Here is a 17,722-nt window from a genome sequence, read left to right as displayed (position 1 = left end):
CCCTGGCCGGTGCTCGTTGCCGGTCAGGGGTTCTGGCACATCAAGTGGGCGAGATCTGGCCGACGAGCTGTTCCCAGGCCTGGTCGAGGCCGGCCGCGATACAGCCGGCGACGACGGTCTCGGTGCCGAGGACGCTGGCCTTCACGTCCGGCAGGACCGGAGCCAGCCGGCGGAGTTGGCCGACGACGGCTTCGAGGAAGCCCGGCGCCTGGCCGATGCCGCCGCCCAGCACGATCAGGTCCGGGTCGACCACCGCGATCACGGAGCAGACCGCCTTGGCCACCAGCAACGCCTCTTCGGCGACGACCGCGGCCGCGACCGCATCACCGCGGGCCGCTGCCGCGAAGACCTTCTCGGCCGAAGAGGCACCCCGCAGTCCCGCCCGCCTGGCGGCTCGTACGACGGCCGCCGCCGAGGCCGAGGCGTCGAAGCTGCCGCGTTTGCGCGCGTCCCGGGCATCGCTACCGCTGCCTTCGGTGAACGGCAGGTAGGCGATCTCACCGGCGACGCCGTGCGAACCGTGCCGGAGCTTTCCGTCCAGCACCAGGCCCATGCCGATACCGGTGCCGACGGACACGAACGCGAAGCTGTCGACGCCGCGACCATGACCGTGCACCCGCTCGGCGAGGGCGGCCGCGTCGACGTCGTTCTCGATCATCAGCGTGGCCCCGAAGCTCGCCCGCAGCGCGGTCAGCACGGCCGGTGAGTCCCACCCCGACAGCCGGCCGGTCAAGGTCAACGTGTCGAGCCTCGGGTCGTAGACACCCGGACTGCCGATCACGGTCTGCACCAGTTGCGAGGCCTGGATGCCCGCCTCACCCTGGAGTTTCGTCGCCAGGTCGGCCAGCTCCTGGACCCGCGCCATCGCGTCACCGGCCTTCGTCCGCACGCTCAGCCGGCTCCGAACGGTGCCGGCCAGATCCGCGATCCCACCGCGCAGGTACTCACGTCCGACGTCGAGCCCGAGCACGAACCCGGCTTCCGGGCGCACCTCGTACAGGATCGCGGCCGGCCCGGGACTACCGGTGCGCTGACCGGTGGCGTGCACCAGCCCGGCCCGCTCGATACTGCTCAGGGCCGCCGACACCGTCGGCTTGGACAATCCCGTCAGCGTGGCGAGCTCGGACCGCGACACCGGCCCGGATCGCCGGATGTGATCCAGCAGTACCTGCTCGTTGATCGCACGGATCAGCCGCGGGCGGGCCGCGGCGGCACCTCCCGCGACAACGGTCACCTGACGCTCCTTACGTTGCGAAGTCTTAATACCGGCGTCACCGGAGACCCTTGTGCCGACGGTGATTGTTAACGTAGTTTCCGATTGATTCTATTTGGTAGGCACGAGGAGTTGCCAGCCCATGACTCGTACGCCGGTTGTCCTCGGACTCGACTTCGGGGGCACGAAGATCGCCGCGGCGGTCTGCGATCTGCAGGGCCGGCGCCTCGGCGCCACGACTGTCGAAAGCCTGGCCGGAGCAGGCGCGGCAGCGGCGCTCGCCCGGAGCCTGGCCGCGGCCCGCGAGTTGCTGACGGACGTGGCACCGCAGGGCGAACTGGTCGCTGTGGGCGCGGCGACGCTCGGCATCCCGTACGACGACCGGGTCGAGCTCGCGCCGACCTTTCCCGGCTGGGGCGAGCTCCCCTTCGGGCAGTCGGTGAAGGACGCCTTTCCCGGCGTACCGGTCCGGCTCGGCAACGATGTGAAGGCGGCGGCCACCGCCGAACTGCGCTGGGGTGCGCTGCTCGGTTGCGATCCCGGCATCTATCTCAACCTGGGGACCGGTCTGGCCACGGCGATCGTTGCCGGCGGCACGGTCATCACCGGCGCCCACGGCGCGTCCGGCGAGATCGGCTACAACCTGCGGACCACAGCGGACGTCGGGATCGCCGAGGTGGAGCGCACGATCCTGGAAGAAGTGGTGAGCGGCCAGGCGCTCGAAGCGACCGGCACCGACCGGCTCGGGCAACCGGTGACCGCGGCCGAGGTCTTCGCGCTGGCGGCCACCCGGCCGGACGCGGCGGCGCTGACCACCGAGTTCGTCCGCGAACTGGCCCTGCACGTGGTCAATCTGGCCATCGCGATCGACCCGGCCCGGATCGTCGTCGCGGGCGGCATGGTGCGTTCGTGGGACCGGATCGAGCCCGAGTTGCGCCGCGCGCTCGACGCCGCGGTGCCGTATCCACCGGAATTGACGACTGCCCGATTTCCCTCGGACGCACCGCTGGTCGGGGCGCTCGCCCTGGGAGTCCAGGCCGCCGGCGCGGACCTCGGCGAGGAGGCCTTCGCGTGATCATTCATTCGAGTAGTGAAAGGCAGAAGAGGATGAGGGCCATCAAGCGTGTCGCCGTCACCGCGATTGCGGTCGGCCTACTGGCCGCGGGCTGTGGCGGTGGTGACAAACCGATCGGGGGCGCGTCGTCGGGCACCCCGCAGGCATCGAGCAGCGGCGGCGGCCAGGGGACGTACAAGAAGGGCGGCACGGTCACGATCGCCAACGTGGGCGGGCAGACCTGGCCGTGCCAGTTCAACCCGTTCAACCCGGCGGTCAACCAGCAGGCGCTGGGCTTCGTCTACGAGCCACTGACGTTCGTCAACGTGCTCAAGAGCGGTGCCACCACCCCGATGCTCGCGACGGCCTTCGCCTGGTCGCCGAAGAAGGACTCGATCGTCTTCACCATCCGGTCGGGAGTGAAGTGGAGCGACGGTCAGCCCTTCACCGCCGACGACGTCGTCTTCACCTTCAACCAGATGAAGGCACAGCCGGCCCTCGACCTGTACTCGCTCTGGACCGGTGCGGGCCTGACCAGCGTCACCGGCAGCGGCGACAAGGTGACGATGAAGTTCAAGGCGGCCGCCGAGCCCTACTTCTTCAACTTCGCCAACCAGGTCGGCATCGTCCCCAAGCACGTCTGGTCCACCGGTGAGGCGGCGTCCAAGCCGGGCACCTGGGCCAACACCAAGCCGATCGGCACCGGTCCGTTCACGGTCGCCTCGTGCAGCAGCAACAACATCTCCTACGTTGCCAACGGCAGCTACTGGCAGCCGGGCAAGCCGTACGTCGAGAAGGTGCAGTACCCGGCGTACCTGGACAACAACCCGGCCAACCTCGACCTGGCCAGCGGCAAGGCGCAATGGGGTGGCCAGTACATCCCGAACATCGACAAGTTCTACAAGTCGAAGTCGCCGGAGAACAACTACTGGTTCCCGCCGACCGCGAACGTCGCGATCATCCCGAACCTCGACCCGTCGCACAAGGTGACCAGCAACCTGGCCGTCCGGCAGGCCATCGCCTACGCGCTCGACCGCGAGCAGATCTCCAAGATCGGTGAGAGCGGCTACCAGCCGGCCGCGAACCAGACCGGCGTCGTCACCCCGACCTTCGACAAGTACTTCGACAAGGACGCGCTGGCGACGGCCGGCTACGACAAGCCGAACCCGGACAAGGCCAAGCAACTGCTGCAGGGCGCCGGGTACTCCGCGTCCAACCCGCTCAAGCTCAACGTCATCACGGTCACCGGCTACACCGACTGGGACGCCTCGCTCGCGGTCGTCAAGCAGCAGCTCGCCAAGGTCGGGATCGAGCTGACCGTCCAGGACCTGCAGCAGCAGTCGTACAACCAGAAGCTCTTCACCGGTGACTACGACCTGGCCTACTCCAGCCTCTCCGGTGGCCCGACGCCGTACTACGAACTGCGGCAACTGCTGTACTCCAAGAACAGCGCCCCGATCGGCAAGCAGGCCAGCAGCAACTACTCGCGCTACCTCAAGCCCGAGGTGGACAAGCTGTTCGACCAGTACGCGAGTGCCGACGCGGACACGCAGGTCAAGCTGATCAAGCAGATCTCGTCGTACATGATCAAGGACGTGCCGGTCATCCCGACCACCGAGTCGGTCGACTGGTACCAGTACAACACCAAGGACCTCCAGGGCTGGCCGACCCAGGACAACCCGTATGCCCAGCCGGCGCCGTACAACATCCCGGACGTCGGTCAGGTGCTCGCGAACCTGTACTCGAAGTCCGCGCAGAAGTAAGTCGTCCGCGAGAGTGAGCACAAGGAGCTGACCGCCCGTGAGGTATCTGATCCGCCGCCTCGGTTTCTTCGTGCTCACTCTCTGGGCGGCCATGACGCTGAACTTCTTCATCCCGCGGATGATGCCCGGCAGCCCCGAGCAGGCCTTGCGGGAGAGGTTCAGCAAAGGCGGCTCGGTGGTCTCGCCGGAGCAGTTGCGCACCGTGCTGGCCGAGTTCGGCTTCGACCCGGACAAGAACATCCTGCTCCAGTACGTCGAGTACCTGAAGGCGATGGTGACCGGGCACTGGGGAGTCTCGGTCGGCAGCAGCCTCGGCGTACCGGTCACCTCGCTGATCGGCGACGCGCTGCCGTGGACCCTCGGCCTGGTCGGCATCTCGACCGTCCTGGCGTTCGTCCTCGGCACCCTGATCGGCACGATCGCCGGCTGGCGGCGCGGCGGGCTGATCGACGGGATCGTGCCGCCGGTCTTCATCGTCACCTCGGCGCTGCCGTACTTCTGGGTGGCCCTGCTGCTGATCTCCTTGTTTGCCATCGGCAACAACCCGTTGCTGCCCAACGACTTCAACTACGAGCAGGGCCTGACCCCGGGCTTCAACGGTGAGTTCATCCTGAGCGTGCTCAAACACGGCATCCTGCCGGCCGGCACCATCTTGATCACCGCGGTCGGCGGCTGGATCCTGACCATGCGCAACAACATGATCGCCACCCTGGCCGAGGACTACGTCCGGATGGCCCGGGCCAAGGGCATCCCGAACCGGCGGATCATGTTCGGGTACGCCGGCCGCAACGCGTTCCTGCCCAACCTGTCCGGGTTCGCGATGTCGCTCGGCTTCGTCATCTCCGGCACGATCCTGGTCGAGTACGTCTTCAACTACCCCGGACTGGGATACATGTTCTACAACGCCACCGTGAGTACGGACTATCCGTTGCTGCAGGCCCTCTTCCTGCTGGTGACGCTCGCCGTACTGATCTGTGTCCTGCTCTGCGACTTCGCGGTCTTCCTGCTCGATCCACGAGCCCGGACGAAGGGTTGAGCCAATGAGTGCGATCGTCGCCGGTACCGCCACAACTGCTCCGAGCGCGGGCCGTCGCCCGCGGGGCGGCCTGTTGCGGGCCGTCATGCGCAACCGCAAAGCCATGCTGGGGGCGGCTCTGCTGCTGCTGTTCGTCCTGCTCGCCGCGTTCCCGCACCTGTTCGTCCCCTGGCTGCACGGCGATCCACGGGCGATCGGCGACCTGCCCCTGGAAGGACCGTCGGGCAAGCACTGGCTCGGTACGACGGGCCTCGGCCAGGACGTGTACGCCGAACTGATCTACAGCACGCGCGAATCGCTCGTGATCGCCATCGTCGCGGGTCTGGGCGCGACCATCCTGTCGGTGGTCATCGGCGTCTCGGCCGCCTACCTCGGCGGCTTCGCCGACGACGGGCTCTCGATGCTGACCGACATCTTCCTGGTGCTCCCGACGTTCCCGCTGATCATCGTGCTGGCGACCTACGCGGGCAAAGGGAATCTGACCGTCATCATCTTCGTGCTGATCCTGACCGGCTGGTCGTACGGCGCCCGGCAGATGCGCGCGCAGGCGCTGTCGCTGCGCAACCGCGACTTCCTCGAATCGGCCCGGGTCCGCGGCGAGCGCCGGTCGTACATCATCGTGGTCGAGATGCTGCCGACGATGATCTCGCTGATCGTCGCGAACTTCCTCGGCGCCGCCCTGTACTCCGTGCTGACGGCGGCCGGCCTGCAGTTCCTCGGACTCGGCGATCCCAACTCACTCAGCTGGGGCACGATGCTCTACTGGGCACAGAACCAAGGTGCGCTGGTGAACGGACTACCGGCCTGGGCACTGTCGCCGGGTCTGGCGGTCGCCCTGCTCGGAGTCGCCTTCGCCCTGCTCAACTACGCGTTCGACGAGATCAGCAACCCGGCCCTGCGCCCGGTTCGGAGGCGACGTGCACGGTCATAACGAGGGCAAGCCAATTCTTGAGGTCCGCGATCTCACCGTCGAATACGACACCGGCGACCAGCCGGTCGTCGCGGTCGATCGGGTGGATCTCGAGGTCCGGGCCGGTGAATTCGTCGGCGTGGTCGGCGAGTCCGGCTGCGGCAAGTCGACGCTGCTGTTCGCCATCGCCCAACTGCTGAGCCCACCGGCCGCCATCACCGCGGGCAGCGTGCTGTTCCAGGGCCAGAATCTCGTGGCGATGAGCGAGAAAGAGCTCGCGGCCTTGCGCTGGCGCGACTTCTCCGTGGTGATGCAGAGCGCGATGAACGCGCTGAACCCGGTGAAGAGCATCGGCGCCCAGTTCCACGACGCGATCATGGCGCACGACGAGCCGGTCGCCGACGACCGGCCGGCCGAAGTACTGCGGCTGGTCGGCATCGACCCGATCCACCTGAAGAGCTATCCACATCAGCTCAGCGGCGGGATGCGGCAGCGGGCCATGATCGCGATGGCGCTGTTGTTCACACCGGATCTGATCATCATGGACGAGCCGACCTCGGCCCTCGACGTCGTCGCCCAACGGTCGTTGATGGTGCAGATCAAGGAGTTGCAGCGGCAGCTCGGCTTCGCGGTCGTCTTCGTCACCCACGACATGTCGCTGGTCAGCCACTTCTCCGACCAGCTGCTCGTCATGTACGCCGGCCAGGTGGTCGAGCTCGGCGCCACCCGGGCGGTCTTCGATCATCCGGCGCACCCGTACAGCAAGGGATTGCTCGACGCGTTTCCCTCGATCCGCGGGCCGAAGGTCCCGCTGACCGGGATTCCGGGCAGCCCGCCGAACCTCGCCCACCCACCCAGTGGGTGCCGCTTCCATCCCCGCTGCCCGGTGGCGTTCGGCGACTGTCCCAAGATCGAGCCCGAGCTCTACCAGGTCGGAGCCGTGCAGGCTCGTTGCCTGCTGCACGCACCTGACGGCGTACTGACCGAACCGAAGCAGGAGGCGACCTCATGACCGAGGTCAGCACCGACAAGGTGTCCCCCGCCGAGCCGGCCGGGGATGCGTCCACCGGTCCGCTGCTCGAGACCAAGAACCTGACCCAGCACTTCCGGGTCGGCCGCGGCTTCTCCCGCAAGATGCTGCACGCCGTCGACGACGTCAACCTCACCGTCGAGCGCCAGGAGATCGTCGCGCTGGCAGGAGAGAGCGGCAGCGGCAAGAGCACGATCGCCCGGCTGCTGGCGGGCGTCTACCAGCCGACCAGCGGCGAGATCTACTACCAGGGCCGGCCGGTGTCGGCGATGCGGTCACGCCGGGAGCAGCTCGCGTACCGCGGCGACGTACCGATGGTCTTCCAGGATCCGTTCAGCTCGCTCAACCCCGCCTTCCGCGTCTCGCACGGCATCCTGCGCAGCCTGAAACTGCACAACCGCGAGCTCACCCGCGACCAGCGGTACGACGAAGCCGCGCGGGTGGTCGAGCAGGTCGGCCTGGCGCCGGCCGCCGACATCCTGCATCGCTATCCCTACGAGCTCAGTGGTGGTCAGCGGCAGCGGATCGGCTTCGCGCAGGCGCTCGCCCACCAGCCCAAGCTGATCCTGGCGGACGAGCCGGTCTCCATGCTCGACGTGTCGATCCGGATCGGTCTGCTCAACCTGATGGCGGAACTGCGCGAGTCGGCCGGGGTGTCGTTCCTCTACATCACGCACGACATCGCCAGCGCGCGGTACGTCGCGGACCGGCTGATGATCATGTACGCCGGTCACATCGTCGAGTCCGGTCCGGCCGAGTCCGTCCTGGCCAACCCCAAGCACCCGTACACGGATCTGTTGCTCGGCGCGGTGCCCGATCCGCGCGCACCGCTCAGTGTCGGCGTCGAGGGTGACACCGGCGAGCCGCCGAAGGTCATCGACCCCGCCCCCGGCTGCCGCTTCCGCTGGCGCTGCCCGCTGGCGATCGACGAGTGCCACCACATCACGCCGAAGCTCCGGCTGCTCGGCGAGCGCCACACCGCCGCCTGCCACGTCGCCCAGCCCGACCCCGGCTTCGCCTCCCCGGACCCGGTCGCCACCCCAGCGGAGCCGGACGGCGGGAAGAACTAGCGTTTGACGCGGTCCACCCGGCGGCCTTGCTGGTCGAAGATGTGGATGCGGTTGACGTCCACCACCAGGTGGATCGTGTCGTGCGCCTTGAGGTTCGCGACGTTGTCGAGCTCGAGGACCAGGTCGGAGCGCCGGTGGGTCGCCGACGCGAGCGGCTCCGGCGGCGGTGGCGTGTACTCGCGGCCGATCACGGAGCGCGCCTTGGCAGCCAGGGCCGACACGCGCCCCGCCGTACGGTGGGCCCGAGAGCCGGCGCTGTGCGACGTGGGCCGGCCACCTCTGACCCGCCGGCTGCGGGTGACTCCGATCAGATCGGGGTTCAGCAACTCGATCCCGGCGGTGACGAACGCGATCCACTGGTTGCCGTGGAATTCCAGCGTCCGGATCGTGCCGGACAGCTGGTTCGCCTCGCCGCCGTCCAACGTCACGTGGAAGGCGTCCGAGCGGGCACCGACGACGACCTGCTCACCGGCGTGGTCGCGCAGGATCATGGATCGGCGATCGGTCGGTGGGAGCGCGATCGACTGGCTGCCGAAGTCCAGCGTGACCCGGTGGTGGCTGGCGACCCGGACCGTGGCGGTCATCAGGTTGATCCTCGGCGTACCGAGGAAGCCGGCGGTGAAGGCCGTCGCCGGGTCGTCGTAGATCTGCGACGGGGTGCCGACGTCCTCGATCCGGCCGTCGCGCATGATCGCGATCCGGTCGGCCAGCGTGAGTGCCTCCACCTGGTCGTGCGTGACGTAGACCGTCGTCACCTTCAGGTCCCGGGTCATCGACCCGATCTCCTGCCGCAACTCGGTGCGCATGGTGGCGTCCAGGTTCGACAGCGGCTCGTCCATCAGGAACACCTTGGGCTGCCGGACGATCGCCCGGCCGATCGCGACCCTTTGCCGCTGGCCACCCGACAAGGTGCGTGGCAACCGGTCGAGCGCGCCGTCGATGCCGAGGATCCGGGCCAGCCCTGAAGCCTTGGCGTTGGCCTCGACCAGGTCCTCCCCCGCCATCCGCAACGGGAAGATGATGTTCTCCCGGGCCGTCCGGTTCGGGTAGAGCGCGCCGTTCTGGAAGACCATCGCGACCCCGCGGTCCCTGGGCGTCAGCCCGGTGCCCTCGGTACGGTCGAACCAGACCGAACCGCTGGTCAGGTCCTCCAGCCCCGCGATCATCCGCAGGACGGTCGTCTTCCCGCACCCCGACGGTCCGAGCAGCACCATGAACTCGCCGTCCTCGATTTCCAGGGACAGCTCGTTGACGGCCAGCTGCCCACCGTCGTACACCTTGGACACGGAGTCCAGCCTGATTCCTGTCACGGCCCTCCCGGTCGATCAAGGGTGAGTAGACCGTGTCCGGACGGTGCCTGTCCAGAGTTCACAAACCCTGAACACGCCGCGTCAGGAAAGGATTACGCGTTCAAGAGCTTGTCAAGAGCAACTAGCCGGACACAGGTCGCCAGGCCGGTGATCGCGGTCTCGAGTTCGGCCGGATCGGGGTACGTCGGGGCGATCCGGATCGTCCGGTCCGCGGGCTCGTCGCCGTACGGGTGGGTCGCACCGGCCGGGGTCAAGGCGATGCCGGCCGCCTTGGCCTTCGCAACCACCTCGCGAGCACAACCCTCGGGCACCGTGAGGCTGATGAAGTAGCCGCCGGCCGGGCGGGTCCACGACGCCAGCCCGGTGTCGCCGAGCTCGGCCGTGAGGATCTTGTCCACCACGTCGAACTTCGGCCGGATCACCGCGGCGTGCCGGGCCATGTGCTCGCGCAGACCGTCGGCGTCCTTGAGGAACCGCACGTGCCGCAACTGGTTGATCTTGTCCGGTCCGATGCTGCGCTTCACGGTGTGGCTCAGCCACCAGGTCACGTTGGCCGGTGAGGAACCGAAGAACGCGACGCCTGCTCCGGCGAAGGTGATCTTCGAGGTGGAGCCGAAGACGAACACCCGGTCGGCGTGACCGTGCTCGGCCGCGAGCGCGAGGACGTCGGCGATCTCGGCCGGCTCCTCGGCCAGGTGATGGACGGCGTACGCGTTGTCCCAGAAGATCCGGAAGTCCGGCGCGGCGGTCTCCATCGCGGCCAGCCGGCGCACGGTCTCGTCGGAGTACACGACACCGTCCGGGTTGCTGTACTTCGGTACGCACCAGATGCCTTTGACCGCAGGATTTTCGGCGACGAGGCGTTCCACCACGTCCATGTCCGGTCCCTCGGCCGTCATCGGCACCGGAATCATCGTGATGCCGTACCGCTCGCAGATGCCGTAGTGCCGGTCGTACCCGGGCACCGGGCAGAGGAACGCGATCTCCGGCTCCTCCACCCAGCGACGCTCGCCGCCGGGAAGCGTGCTGAGCAGAGCGAACACGACCGCGTCGTGCATCAACTCCAGGCTGGAGTTCCCGGCCGCCAGCAACTGCTCGACGGGAACCTGGAGGGCGTCGCTGAAGATCTCCCGCAACTCCGGCAGGCCGTGCAGGCCGCCGTAGTTGCGCAGGTCGGTCCCGTCGGCCGCGGTCAGCGGGCCCTGCAACTCCAGCAGTCCCTGTGCGAGATCGAGCTGGTCCGGCGACGGCTTCCCCCGGGTGAGATCCAGCTTCAGCCCCCGGGCGACCAGCGCCTCGTAGTCCTGGCGCGCACGATCGCGCTGGGCCGTCAACTCTTCATTGCTGGTCACGAGGGTCCCTTTCACCGTTAGGCGGTACGCCGAAGAGCCTAACGACACAACATCGCGACAGTCACAGGTGATGCCTCGGAAGCCTCGGATGCCGGTTGACGTCCTTGTACAGCAGATAGCGGAAGCGGCCCGGTCCACCGGCATAGCAGGCCTGTGGGCAGAAGGACCGCAGCCACATGAAGTCGCCCTCCTGCACCTCGACCCAGTCCTTGTTGAGCAGGTAGACCGCCTTGCCCTCCAGCACGTAGAGCCCGTGTTCCATCACGTGCGTCTCCGGGAAAGGGATCACCCCGCCGGGCTCGAAGGTGACGATGTTGACGTGCATGTCGTGGCGTACGTCGAGCGGATCGGCGAACCGCTGGGTCTTCCAGCGCCCGTCCGTGTCCGGCATCTCGTGCCCCTCGACGTCCGCCTCGTTGGTGACGAACGCCTCCGGTACGTCGATGCCCTCCACGTGCTCGTAGGCCTTGCGAACGAAGTGGAACACGACCCTGCTGTCGCTGGTGTTGCGCACCGTCCAGTCGGCCGCCGGCGGCAGGAACGCGTAGCCACCCGGTTCGAGCTCGTGCTTGTCGCCTTCCACGGTGAGGGACAAGTTGCCCTCGACAACGAACAGGACGGCCTCGGCACCGGGATCCGTCTCCGGCTTGTCGCTGCCACCGCCCGGCGCGACCTCCACGATGTACTGCGAGAACGTCTCCGCGAAGCCGGACAGCGGCCGGGCCAGCACCCACAGCCGGGTGTGCTCCCAGAACGGCAACTGGCTGGTGACGATGTCGCGCATCGTCCCGCGCGGCAGGACGGCGTACGCCTCGGTGAAGACGGCGCGGTCGGTGGTCAGCTCGGTCTGAGCCGGCAGTCCACCGGCCGGAGCGTAGTACGTCATCGTTGTTCTCCTAGGGTCAGCAGGCGTCCCCGGTGGCCGGCTGCGAGGTCGACAGGCTCACCGCGAAGCCAGGTTTCCCGGACGACTCCGGTGAGCGACATGCCGTCGTACGGTGTGAGCGGGTTCTTGTGCTGCAGAGCATGAGCGTCCACGACGAAGGTCTGGTCCGGCGCGAGGACGCAGAAGTCCGCGTCGTACCCGGGCTCGATCCTGCCCTTGTTTCGCAGGCCCACCTGGTTCGCGGGCGCCTGGCACATCCAGCTCGCCACGTCGGTCAATGTGAAGCCACGGCGGCGCGCCTGCGTCCACACCGCCGGCAGACCGAGCTGGAGCGAGGCGATGCCACCCCAGGCCACGCCGAAGTCACCGGATTCCAGGCACTTGAGGTCGACCGTCGAGGGCGAGTGATCCGAGACGACCAGGTCGATCACACCGTCCCGCAGGCCTTCCCAGAGCAGCTCGCGGTTCTCCGCTTCACGAATGGGCGGACAGCACTTGTACTGGGTGGCCCCGGCGGGGATCTCCTCGGCGGAAAAGGTGAGGTAGTGCGGACAGGTCTCCGCGGTGATCCGTACGCCGTCACGACGCGCCTCCGCCAGCATCGGCAGCACGTCCGCGCTCGAGACGTGCAGGATGTGCACCCGGCAGCCGGTCAGCGCGGCGAGCCCGATGACGTCGGCGATGGCGGCGTACTCCGCTTCGCGCGGTCGCGAGCGGAGGAAGTCTTGATAGCTGGCCCCGTTCGGCGCGGGCGCGTCCTCGATCCGGTGGGCGTCCTCGGCGTGCACGATCAGCAGCCCGTCGAACGCGCTGATCTCGCGCATCGCGAGCTCGAGCTCCGCCGGGTTCAGCGGCGGGAACTCGTCGACGCCCGAATGCAGCAGGAAGCACTTGAAGCCGAAGACACCGGCGTCGTGCAACGGACGCAACTGGCTGGCATTGCCAGGAATCGCGCCGCCCCAGAACCCGACGTCGACGTACGCCTGGCTCCCGGCGACCTTCTGCTTCAACTCCAGCGCGGGCACGTCGCAGGTCGGCGGGATGCTGTTGAGTGGCATGTCGATGATCGTGGTGACGCCGCCGGCGGCCGCCGCGCGAGTGGCGCTGGTGAAGCCTTCCCAGTCGGTCCGGCCCGGGTCGTTGACGTGCACATGCGAATCGACCAGGCCTGGAAGCAGCACCTCGTCGTCGCCGAGGTGGTGTTCGCGGGCGCCTGCGAGGGCCGACTCGTACGGCTCGACGGCGACGATCCGGCCGTCTTTCACGCCGACAGCGCCGGGCAGGTCGCCCGTCGTACCGATGATCCGGCGGGCCCGGACGACGAGGTCCAGCGCGGTCATACGACGCCCCTCTCAGTTGCAGTCATCGTAAAGCTCCAGTCGCCGGCAATCCGCTCACCGAGCTGCCTCAGCAGCGGAACGGGTTCGGCGATGCACTTCCGTACGTCGGGTTCGAGGTCCGTCAACGCATAGACGGCCGCGATTCCAGCTTCCCTCAGCCGGTCGTCGTCGAGTCGGTTGCTCCCACACACCGCCACCACCGGTACGCCGGCCTTGCGCGCAGCCGCGGCGACACCAGCGACCGCCTTCCCACGCAAGGTCTGCTCATCCAGCGCCCCTTCGCCGGTGATCACCAACTCAGCGTCCTCCACCCGCTCCTGAAACCCAACCAGATTGAGCAAGAGCTCGATCCCCGGCCGCATCCCCGCCCCCAACACCGCCAACGCCGCGAACCCCACACCCCCCGCCGCGCCGGCCCCAGGCAGGTCACGGCACTGAGACCCGACCAGGTTGGACCAGTGTGTGAGCGCAGCATCCAATTGCTCGACCTGCTCGGGCGATGCACCCTTCTGCGGGCCGTAGATCGCCGCCGCGCCGGTCGGACCGGTCAGCGGGTTGTCCACGTCGCACGCCACGACAATCTGTACTCCGGCCAGGCGGTCGTTGAGTGCGGTCAGATCGAGCGAGTCAGCCGATGCCAGCGCGGCGCCACCTTCTGTCAGTTCCTCGCCGTCTGCGTCCAGCAGCCGGGCGCCGAGGGCTCGGAGCAGTCCTGCTCCGCCGTCGGTGCAGGCGCTGCCGCCGATCCCCAGGATCACCTGGGTGCAACCGCTGTCGATCGCCGCGGCGATCAGCTCGCCCGTACCGCGCGAACTCGCGGTCAGCGGAGCCGGCTCGCCCCCGGGCAGCCGGCTCAGCCCCGACGCCTCGGCCAACTCGACAACGGCAACGTCACCCCGCCGCGCGAAGCCGGTGGACACCGGCTCACCCGTCGGACCGGTGGCAGTTCGCGGTACGAGCTCGAATCCCGCGGCGAGGGCGGCGGCGAGAGTGCCGTCGCCGCCGTCAGCCACGGGCACCGAGTCGATCACAACGTCCGGCCGAACCCGCCGTACGCCGTCACTCACTGCGGCCGCCACTTCGGCGCTACTCGAACTGCCTTTGAACTTGTCAGCGGCAACCAAGATGCGCATCAGGCGAGCAGGGCGACGGCGGTCGGTGCGTCTTCGGGGCGTTCCGCCAGCGGTTCGAATTCGGTCACGGTGTCGATTTCGGTGCCCATGGCAACGTTGGTGACGCGTTCCAGGATGATCTCGACCACGATCGGGACCCGGTGTTCGACCATCAGCTTCTTCGCCTGTTCGAGCGCGGGCAGGATCTCGTCCGGAGCGGACACCCGGACGGCCTTGCAGCCGAGTCCTTCCGCGACCTTGACATGATCGACGCCGTAGCCGTTCAACTCGGGGCTGTTGATGTTCTCGAACGACAACTGGACGCAGTAGTCCATGTCCAGCCCGCGCTGCGCCTGCCGGATCAGCCCGAGGTAGGAATTGTTCACGACGACGTGGATGTACGGGATGTTGAACTGCGCCCCGACCGCCAGTTCCTCGATCAGGAACTGGAAGTCGTAGTCCCCCGACAGCGCCACGACAGTGCTCTCCGGATCGGCGACCGCGACGCCCAGCGTGGCCGGAATGGTCCACCCGAGCGGACCCGCCTGACCGGCGTTGATCCAGTGCCGCGGCCGGTACACGTGCAGCATCTGCGCGGCCTGGATCTGTGACAGCCCGATCGTGGACACATACCGGGTGTCGGGACCGAACGCCCGGTTCATCTCCTCGTAGACCCGCTGCGGCTTGATCGGCACGCTGTCGAAGTGCGTCTTGCGCTGCAACGACCTCCTGCGCGCCCGGCATTCGTCGACCCAGCTCGAACGGTCGGTCAGCCGGCCGGCAGCCGCCCACTCACGAGCCACCTCGACGAAGACCGCCAGCGCGGCGCGAGCGTCGGAGACGATGCTGTAGTCCGGCGCGAACACCCGGCCGATCTGCGTCGGCTCGATGTCGACGTGCACGAACTTCCGTCCCTCGGTGTACGTCCCGACCGAGCCGGTATGCCGGTTGGCCCACCGGTTGCCGATCCCGAACACCAGGTCGGACGCCAGCAGGGTGGCGTTGCCGTACCGGTGTGAGGTCTGCAGCCCGACCATCCCGGCCGCCAGCGGATGGTCGTCCGGGATGGTCCCCCAGCCCATCAGCGTCGGTACGACCGGCACTCCGACCAACTCGGCGAACTCCACCAGCAGGTCGGCCGCGTCGGCGTTGACGACTCCGCCACCAGAAACGATCAGCGGCCGCTCAGCTTGATTGAGCAGTGCGAGCGCCTTCTCGGCCTGAGCCCGCGTCGCCGCCGGCCGGACCACCGGGAGCGGCTCGTACGTCTCGATGTCGAACTCGATCTCGGTCAGCTGGACATCGATCGGCAGGTCGATGAGCACCGGTCCGGGACGACCCGAGCGCATCAACTGGAAGGCCTGCTGGAACGTACCGGGCACCTGCGCCGGCTCCATCACCGTGACCGCCCACTTGGCGACCGCCTTCGCGATCGAGGCGATGTCGACGGCCTGGAAGTCCTCCTTGTGCAATTTCGCCACCGGCGCCTGCCCGGTGATGCACAGGATCGGGATCGAGTCGGCCGAGGCGGAGTACAGGCCGGTGATCATGTCGGTGCCGGCGGGACCCGACGTACCGATGCAGACGCCGATGTTGCCCGCCTTGGCCCGCGTGTAGCCCTCGGCCATGTGCGAGGCGCCCTCGACGTGGCGGGCCAGCACGTGCTTGATCCCGCCGTGCTTCTTCATCGCGCTGTAGAAGGGGTTGATCGCCGCACCGGGCAGACCGAAGGTCTGGGTGGCGCCTTCCTTCTCCAGGATCAGGACCGCGGCGTCGACCGCGCGCATCCGGGCCATCAGTCCGACGCCTTTCCGGACAGCCGCTCGACGCCGCGCAGCAGAGCGGAGTGGTCGAGACCGCCGTCGCCGTTCACCCGGGCGGACGCCACCAACTGCGCGACCAGCGAACCGAGCGGTACGACGACCCCTCGCTCGCGGGCGGCCGCGGTGACGATGCCCATGTCCTTGTGGTGCAGGTCGATCCGGAAGCCCGGCTGGAAGGAGCGCGACAACATGTTCTCCTTCTTCTGGTTCAGCACCGCCGACCCGGCCAGCCCGCCGCCCAGTACTTCGAGGGCCGCCTTCGTGTCCACGCCGTACGCCTCCAGGAAGACGACGGCCTCGGAGAGCGCCTGGATGTTGGCGGCGACGATCAGCTGGTTCGCTGCCTTCACCGTCTGCCCGGCTCCACTCGCACCGACATGGACGATGGTCTTGCCGACCGCGTCGAACAACGGCCTGGCTTCCTGGAAGTCACCGGCCTCGCCGCCGACCATGATGGACAGCGCGGCATTTCGCGCACCCGTCTCGCCGCCGGAGACCGGGGCGTCGAGCAGCCGGAAGCCGCGCTCGCGGGCCTGCCGGGCCAGCTCGATGGTGACGTCCGGCCGGATGCTGGAGAAGTCGATGATCAGCGCGTCCGGCTGCGCGTTCTCGAACACGCCACCCTCGCCGGCGAGCACCAGTTCGACGTCCGGTGAGTCCGGAACCATCACGCAGACCACGTCGGCGTCCTTGACCGCGTCCGCGATCGATTCGGCCGCGCGGCCGCCCGCCTCGACGAGCGGCCTGGCCCGGGACGGGTCGAGGTTCACGCCGGCGACCTGGTGCCCGGCGGTGGCGAGGTGGACGGCCATCGGGCTGCCCATGATGCCGAGGCCGATGAAGGCGATGTTCGTCATGACTGAGTCTCCTTGGCGGGGTCGGCCGCGCCGCGGCGTTCGCGCGGCAGCCAGCCGAAGCTGTCGACAGTGGTGGTGGCCGGCTTGTACTCCAAGCTGACCCAGCCGCCGTAGCCGCCGGCCGCGAGCGCGGCCAGCTGGGCATCGAGCGGGAGCGTGCCGGTGCCGGGCTCGTTGCGGCCCGGCGCGTCGGCGATCTGGACGTGCGCGATCCGGTCGGCGTACTGCGCGATCACCCGATCGACGTCGTCACCGTTGACCGCGAGGTGGTAGAGATCGGCCAGCAGGCCGACGTTCTGTACGCCGTACGCCGTCTGCGCTCGATCGATGACGGCCAGTACGTCGGCGGCCGTGCGCAGCGGATACCTGTCTGCGCCGCTGACCGGTTCCACCAGCACCTGCGCGTCGCTCCGGGCAGCGGCCTGAGCGGCGAGGCCGAGGTTCTCGACGGCGAGTTCGTCCTGCTCGGTCGTGGAGTGGTTGTCGTCCCGGTTGCCGTAGAGGGCGTTGAAGGCCCGGCAGCCGAGCCGGTCGCCGATGCCGAGGGTGGCCTCGATGTTGTCCCGGAACTCGCCGGCCCGCTTGGGCCAGGAGACCAGGCCGCGATCGCCGGCCGGCATGTCGCCGGCGAAGAAGTTCAGCCCGATCAGCTGGACACCGGCGTCCCGGACCGCGGTCACGAAGGCATCCGCCTCGCGATCGGTCGGCACCGCCTCGGCGAACGGCCACCAGAACTCGACGGCGCCGAATCCGGCCTGCCGCGCGGCCACCGGACGCTCCAGCAGCGGCAGCTCGGTGAACAGGATCGAGCAGTTCACCGCGTAGCGCAGTGCGTGGCCCATGGGATCCTTCTCTCATATTTCCGCATTATGGAAACTTGCTTCTGCTATGCGAAATGACCATAGGATGGCTCGCACCGGCCCGTCAAGCGCCGGGCGACCGGACCGGCCAGGTCTGGACGTTGCC

Annotated in this window: 15 protein-coding genes; 6 read left to right on the top strand and 9 right to left on the bottom strand. The window is 68.2% G+C overall.

The features are described from left to right. Positions 1–40 precede the first annotated feature (40 nt). On the bottom strand, positions 41–1,234 hold the full coding sequence (locus tag EV138_RS30255) for an ROK family transcriptional regulator (RefSeq protein WP_133983087.1): 1,194 nt from the start codon (positions 1,232–1,234) through the stop codon (positions 41–43). A gap of 121 nt (positions 1,235–1,355) precedes the next feature. Between EV138_RS30255 and EV138_RS30250 the strand changes: the two genes are divergently transcribed. Genes EV138_RS30250 through EV138_RS30225 form a run of 6 tightly spaced genes read left to right on the top strand, consistent with a single transcriptional unit; the run spans position 1,356 to position 8,076 of the window. Continuing rightward, positions 1,356–2,288 (top strand): ROK family protein, encoded by a 933-nt coding sequence (locus EV138_RS30250; protein WP_133983085.1) that lies wholly within the window; start codon positions 1,356–1,358, stop codon positions 2,286–2,288. Positions 2,289–2,320: 32 nt separating this feature from the next. Beyond that, complete coding sequence (locus EV138_RS30245; RefSeq protein WP_133983083.1) at positions 2,321–4,030, top strand: ABC transporter substrate-binding protein; 1,710 nt, start codon at positions 2,321–2,323, stop codon at positions 4,028–4,030. A gap of 37 nt (positions 4,031–4,067) precedes the next feature. Next, positions 4,068–5,066, top strand: coding sequence for an ABC transporter permease (locus EV138_RS30240; RefSeq protein ID WP_133983080.1), 999 nt, complete (start codon positions 4,068–4,070; stop codon positions 5,064–5,066). A 4-nt stretch (positions 5,067–5,070) separates the two neighbouring features. Then, entirely contained in the window at positions 5,071–5,997 is a 927-nt protein-coding gene (locus tag EV138_RS30235) for an ABC transporter permease (protein WP_133983078.1), read from the top strand. Further along, positions 5,984–6,988, top strand: a complete 1,005-nt coding sequence (locus tag EV138_RS30230; protein WP_133983075.1) for an ABC transporter ATP-binding protein — start codon at positions 5,984–5,986, stop codon at positions 6,986–6,988. The genes EV138_RS30235 and EV138_RS30230 overlap by 14 nt, the downstream gene beginning before the upstream one ends. Further along, on the top strand, positions 6,985–8,076 hold the full coding sequence (locus EV138_RS30225; RefSeq protein ID WP_133983073.1) for an ABC transporter ATP-binding protein: 1,092 nt from the start codon (positions 6,985–6,987) through the stop codon (positions 8,074–8,076). The genes EV138_RS30230 and EV138_RS30225 overlap by 4 nt, the downstream gene beginning before the upstream one ends. On the opposite strand, the gene EV138_RS30220 is transcribed toward EV138_RS30225, so the two are convergent. The 8 genes from EV138_RS30220 to EV138_RS30185 form a co-directional block, all read right to left on the bottom strand. Continuing rightward, positions 8,073–9,386: an ABC transporter ATP-binding protein gene (locus EV138_RS30220; protein WP_238158508.1), complete on the bottom strand. Its 1,314-nt coding sequence runs from the start codon at positions 9,384–9,386 to the stop codon at positions 8,073–8,075. The genes EV138_RS30225 and EV138_RS30220 overlap by 4 nt on opposite strands. A gap of 92 nt (positions 9,387–9,478) precedes the next feature. Beyond that, positions 9,479–10,738 (bottom strand): aspartate aminotransferase type Ic, encoded by a 1,260-nt coding sequence (locus EV138_RS30215; RefSeq protein ID WP_238158507.1) that lies wholly within the window; start codon positions 10,736–10,738, stop codon positions 9,479–9,481. A gap of 61 nt (positions 10,739–10,799) precedes the next feature. Beyond that, a complete protein-coding gene (locus tag EV138_RS30210) occupies positions 10,800–11,624 on the bottom strand; it encodes a bifunctional allantoicase/(S)-ureidoglycine aminohydrolase (RefSeq protein WP_133983069.1) in 825 nt (274 codons plus the stop codon). Continuing rightward, positions 11,621–12,964, bottom strand: coding sequence for an allantoinase AllB (allB, locus tag EV138_RS30205; RefSeq protein ID WP_133983067.1), 1,344 nt, complete (start codon positions 12,962–12,964; stop codon positions 11,621–11,623). The genes EV138_RS30210 and allB overlap by 4 nt, the downstream gene beginning before the upstream one ends. Continuing rightward, entirely contained in the window at positions 12,961–14,097 is a 1,137-nt protein-coding gene (locus EV138_RS30200; protein ID WP_133983065.1) for a glycerate kinase, read from the bottom strand. Before EV138_RS30200 ends, allB begins: the two co-directional genes overlap by 4 nt. Further along, a complete protein-coding gene (gcl, locus tag EV138_RS30195; RefSeq protein WP_133983063.1) occupies positions 14,097–15,872 on the bottom strand; it encodes a glyoxylate carboligase in 1,776 nt (591 codons plus the stop codon). Before gcl ends, EV138_RS30200 begins: the two co-directional genes overlap by 1 nt. After that, positions 15,872–16,756 carry a 2-hydroxy-3-oxopropionate reductase gene (locus EV138_RS30190; RefSeq protein ID WP_133983061.1) on the bottom strand — a complete coding sequence of 295 codons (885 nt, stop codon included), beginning with the start codon at positions 16,754–16,756 and terminating at the stop codon, positions 15,872–15,874. Before EV138_RS30190 ends, gcl begins: the two co-directional genes overlap by 1 nt. Then, positions 16,753–17,598, bottom strand: a complete 846-nt coding sequence (locus tag EV138_RS30185) for a hydroxypyruvate isomerase family protein (RefSeq protein WP_133983059.1) — start codon at positions 17,596–17,598, stop codon at positions 16,753–16,755. The genes EV138_RS30190 and EV138_RS30185 overlap by 4 nt, the downstream gene beginning before the upstream one ends. Positions 17,599–17,722 lie beyond the last annotated feature (124 nt).

The sequence above is a fragment of the Kribbella voronezhensis genome (genome assembly GCF_004365175.1).
Lineage (GTDB): Bacteria > Actinomycetota > Actinomycetes > Propionibacteriales > Kribbellaceae > Kribbella > Kribbella voronezhensis.
Note: the sequence above shows the minus strand (reverse complement) of the source record. Positions and strands in the feature narration are given on the sequence as shown.

What these genes read in the sequence shown, in the direction of transcription:
- EV138_RS30235 (WP_133983078.1), top strand. Translation starts at nt 5,071, where the DNA reads ATGAGTGCGATCGTCGCCGGTACCGCCACAACTGCTCCGAGCGCGGGC.
- EV138_RS30200 (WP_133983065.1), bottom strand. Translation starts at nt 14,097, where the DNA reads ATGCGCATCTTGGTTGCCGCTGACAAGTTCAAAGGCAGTTCGAGTAGC.
- EV138_RS30210 (WP_133983069.1), bottom strand. Translation starts at nt 11,624, where the DNA reads ATGACGTACTACGCTCCGGCCGGTGGACTGCCGGCTCAGACCGAGCTG.
- EV138_RS30190 (WP_133983061.1), bottom strand. Translation starts at nt 16,756, where the DNA reads ATGACGAACATCGCCTTCATCGGCCTCGGCATCATGGGCAGCCCGATG.
- gcl (WP_133983063.1), bottom strand. Translation starts at nt 15,872, where the DNA reads ATGGCCCGGATGCGCGCGGTCGACGCCGCGGTCCTGATCCTGGAGAAG.
- EV138_RS30185 (WP_133983059.1), bottom strand. Translation starts at nt 17,598, where the DNA reads ATGGGCCACGCACTGCGCTACGCGGTGAACTGCTCGATCCTGTTCACC.
- EV138_RS30245 (WP_133983083.1), top strand. Translation starts at nt 2,321, where the DNA reads ATGAGGGCCATCAAGCGTGTCGCCGTCACCGCGATTGCGGTCGGCCTA.
- EV138_RS30225 (WP_133983073.1), top strand. Translation starts at nt 6,985, where the DNA reads ATGACCGAGGTCAGCACCGACAAGGTGTCCCCCGCCGAGCCGGCCGGG.
- EV138_RS30250 (WP_133983085.1), top strand. Translation starts at nt 1,356, where the DNA reads ATGACTCGTACGCCGGTTGTCCTCGGACTCGACTTCGGGGGCACGAAG.
- allB (WP_133983067.1), bottom strand. Translation starts at nt 12,964, where the DNA reads ATGACCGCGCTGGACCTCGTCGTCCGGGCCCGCCGGATCATCGGTACG.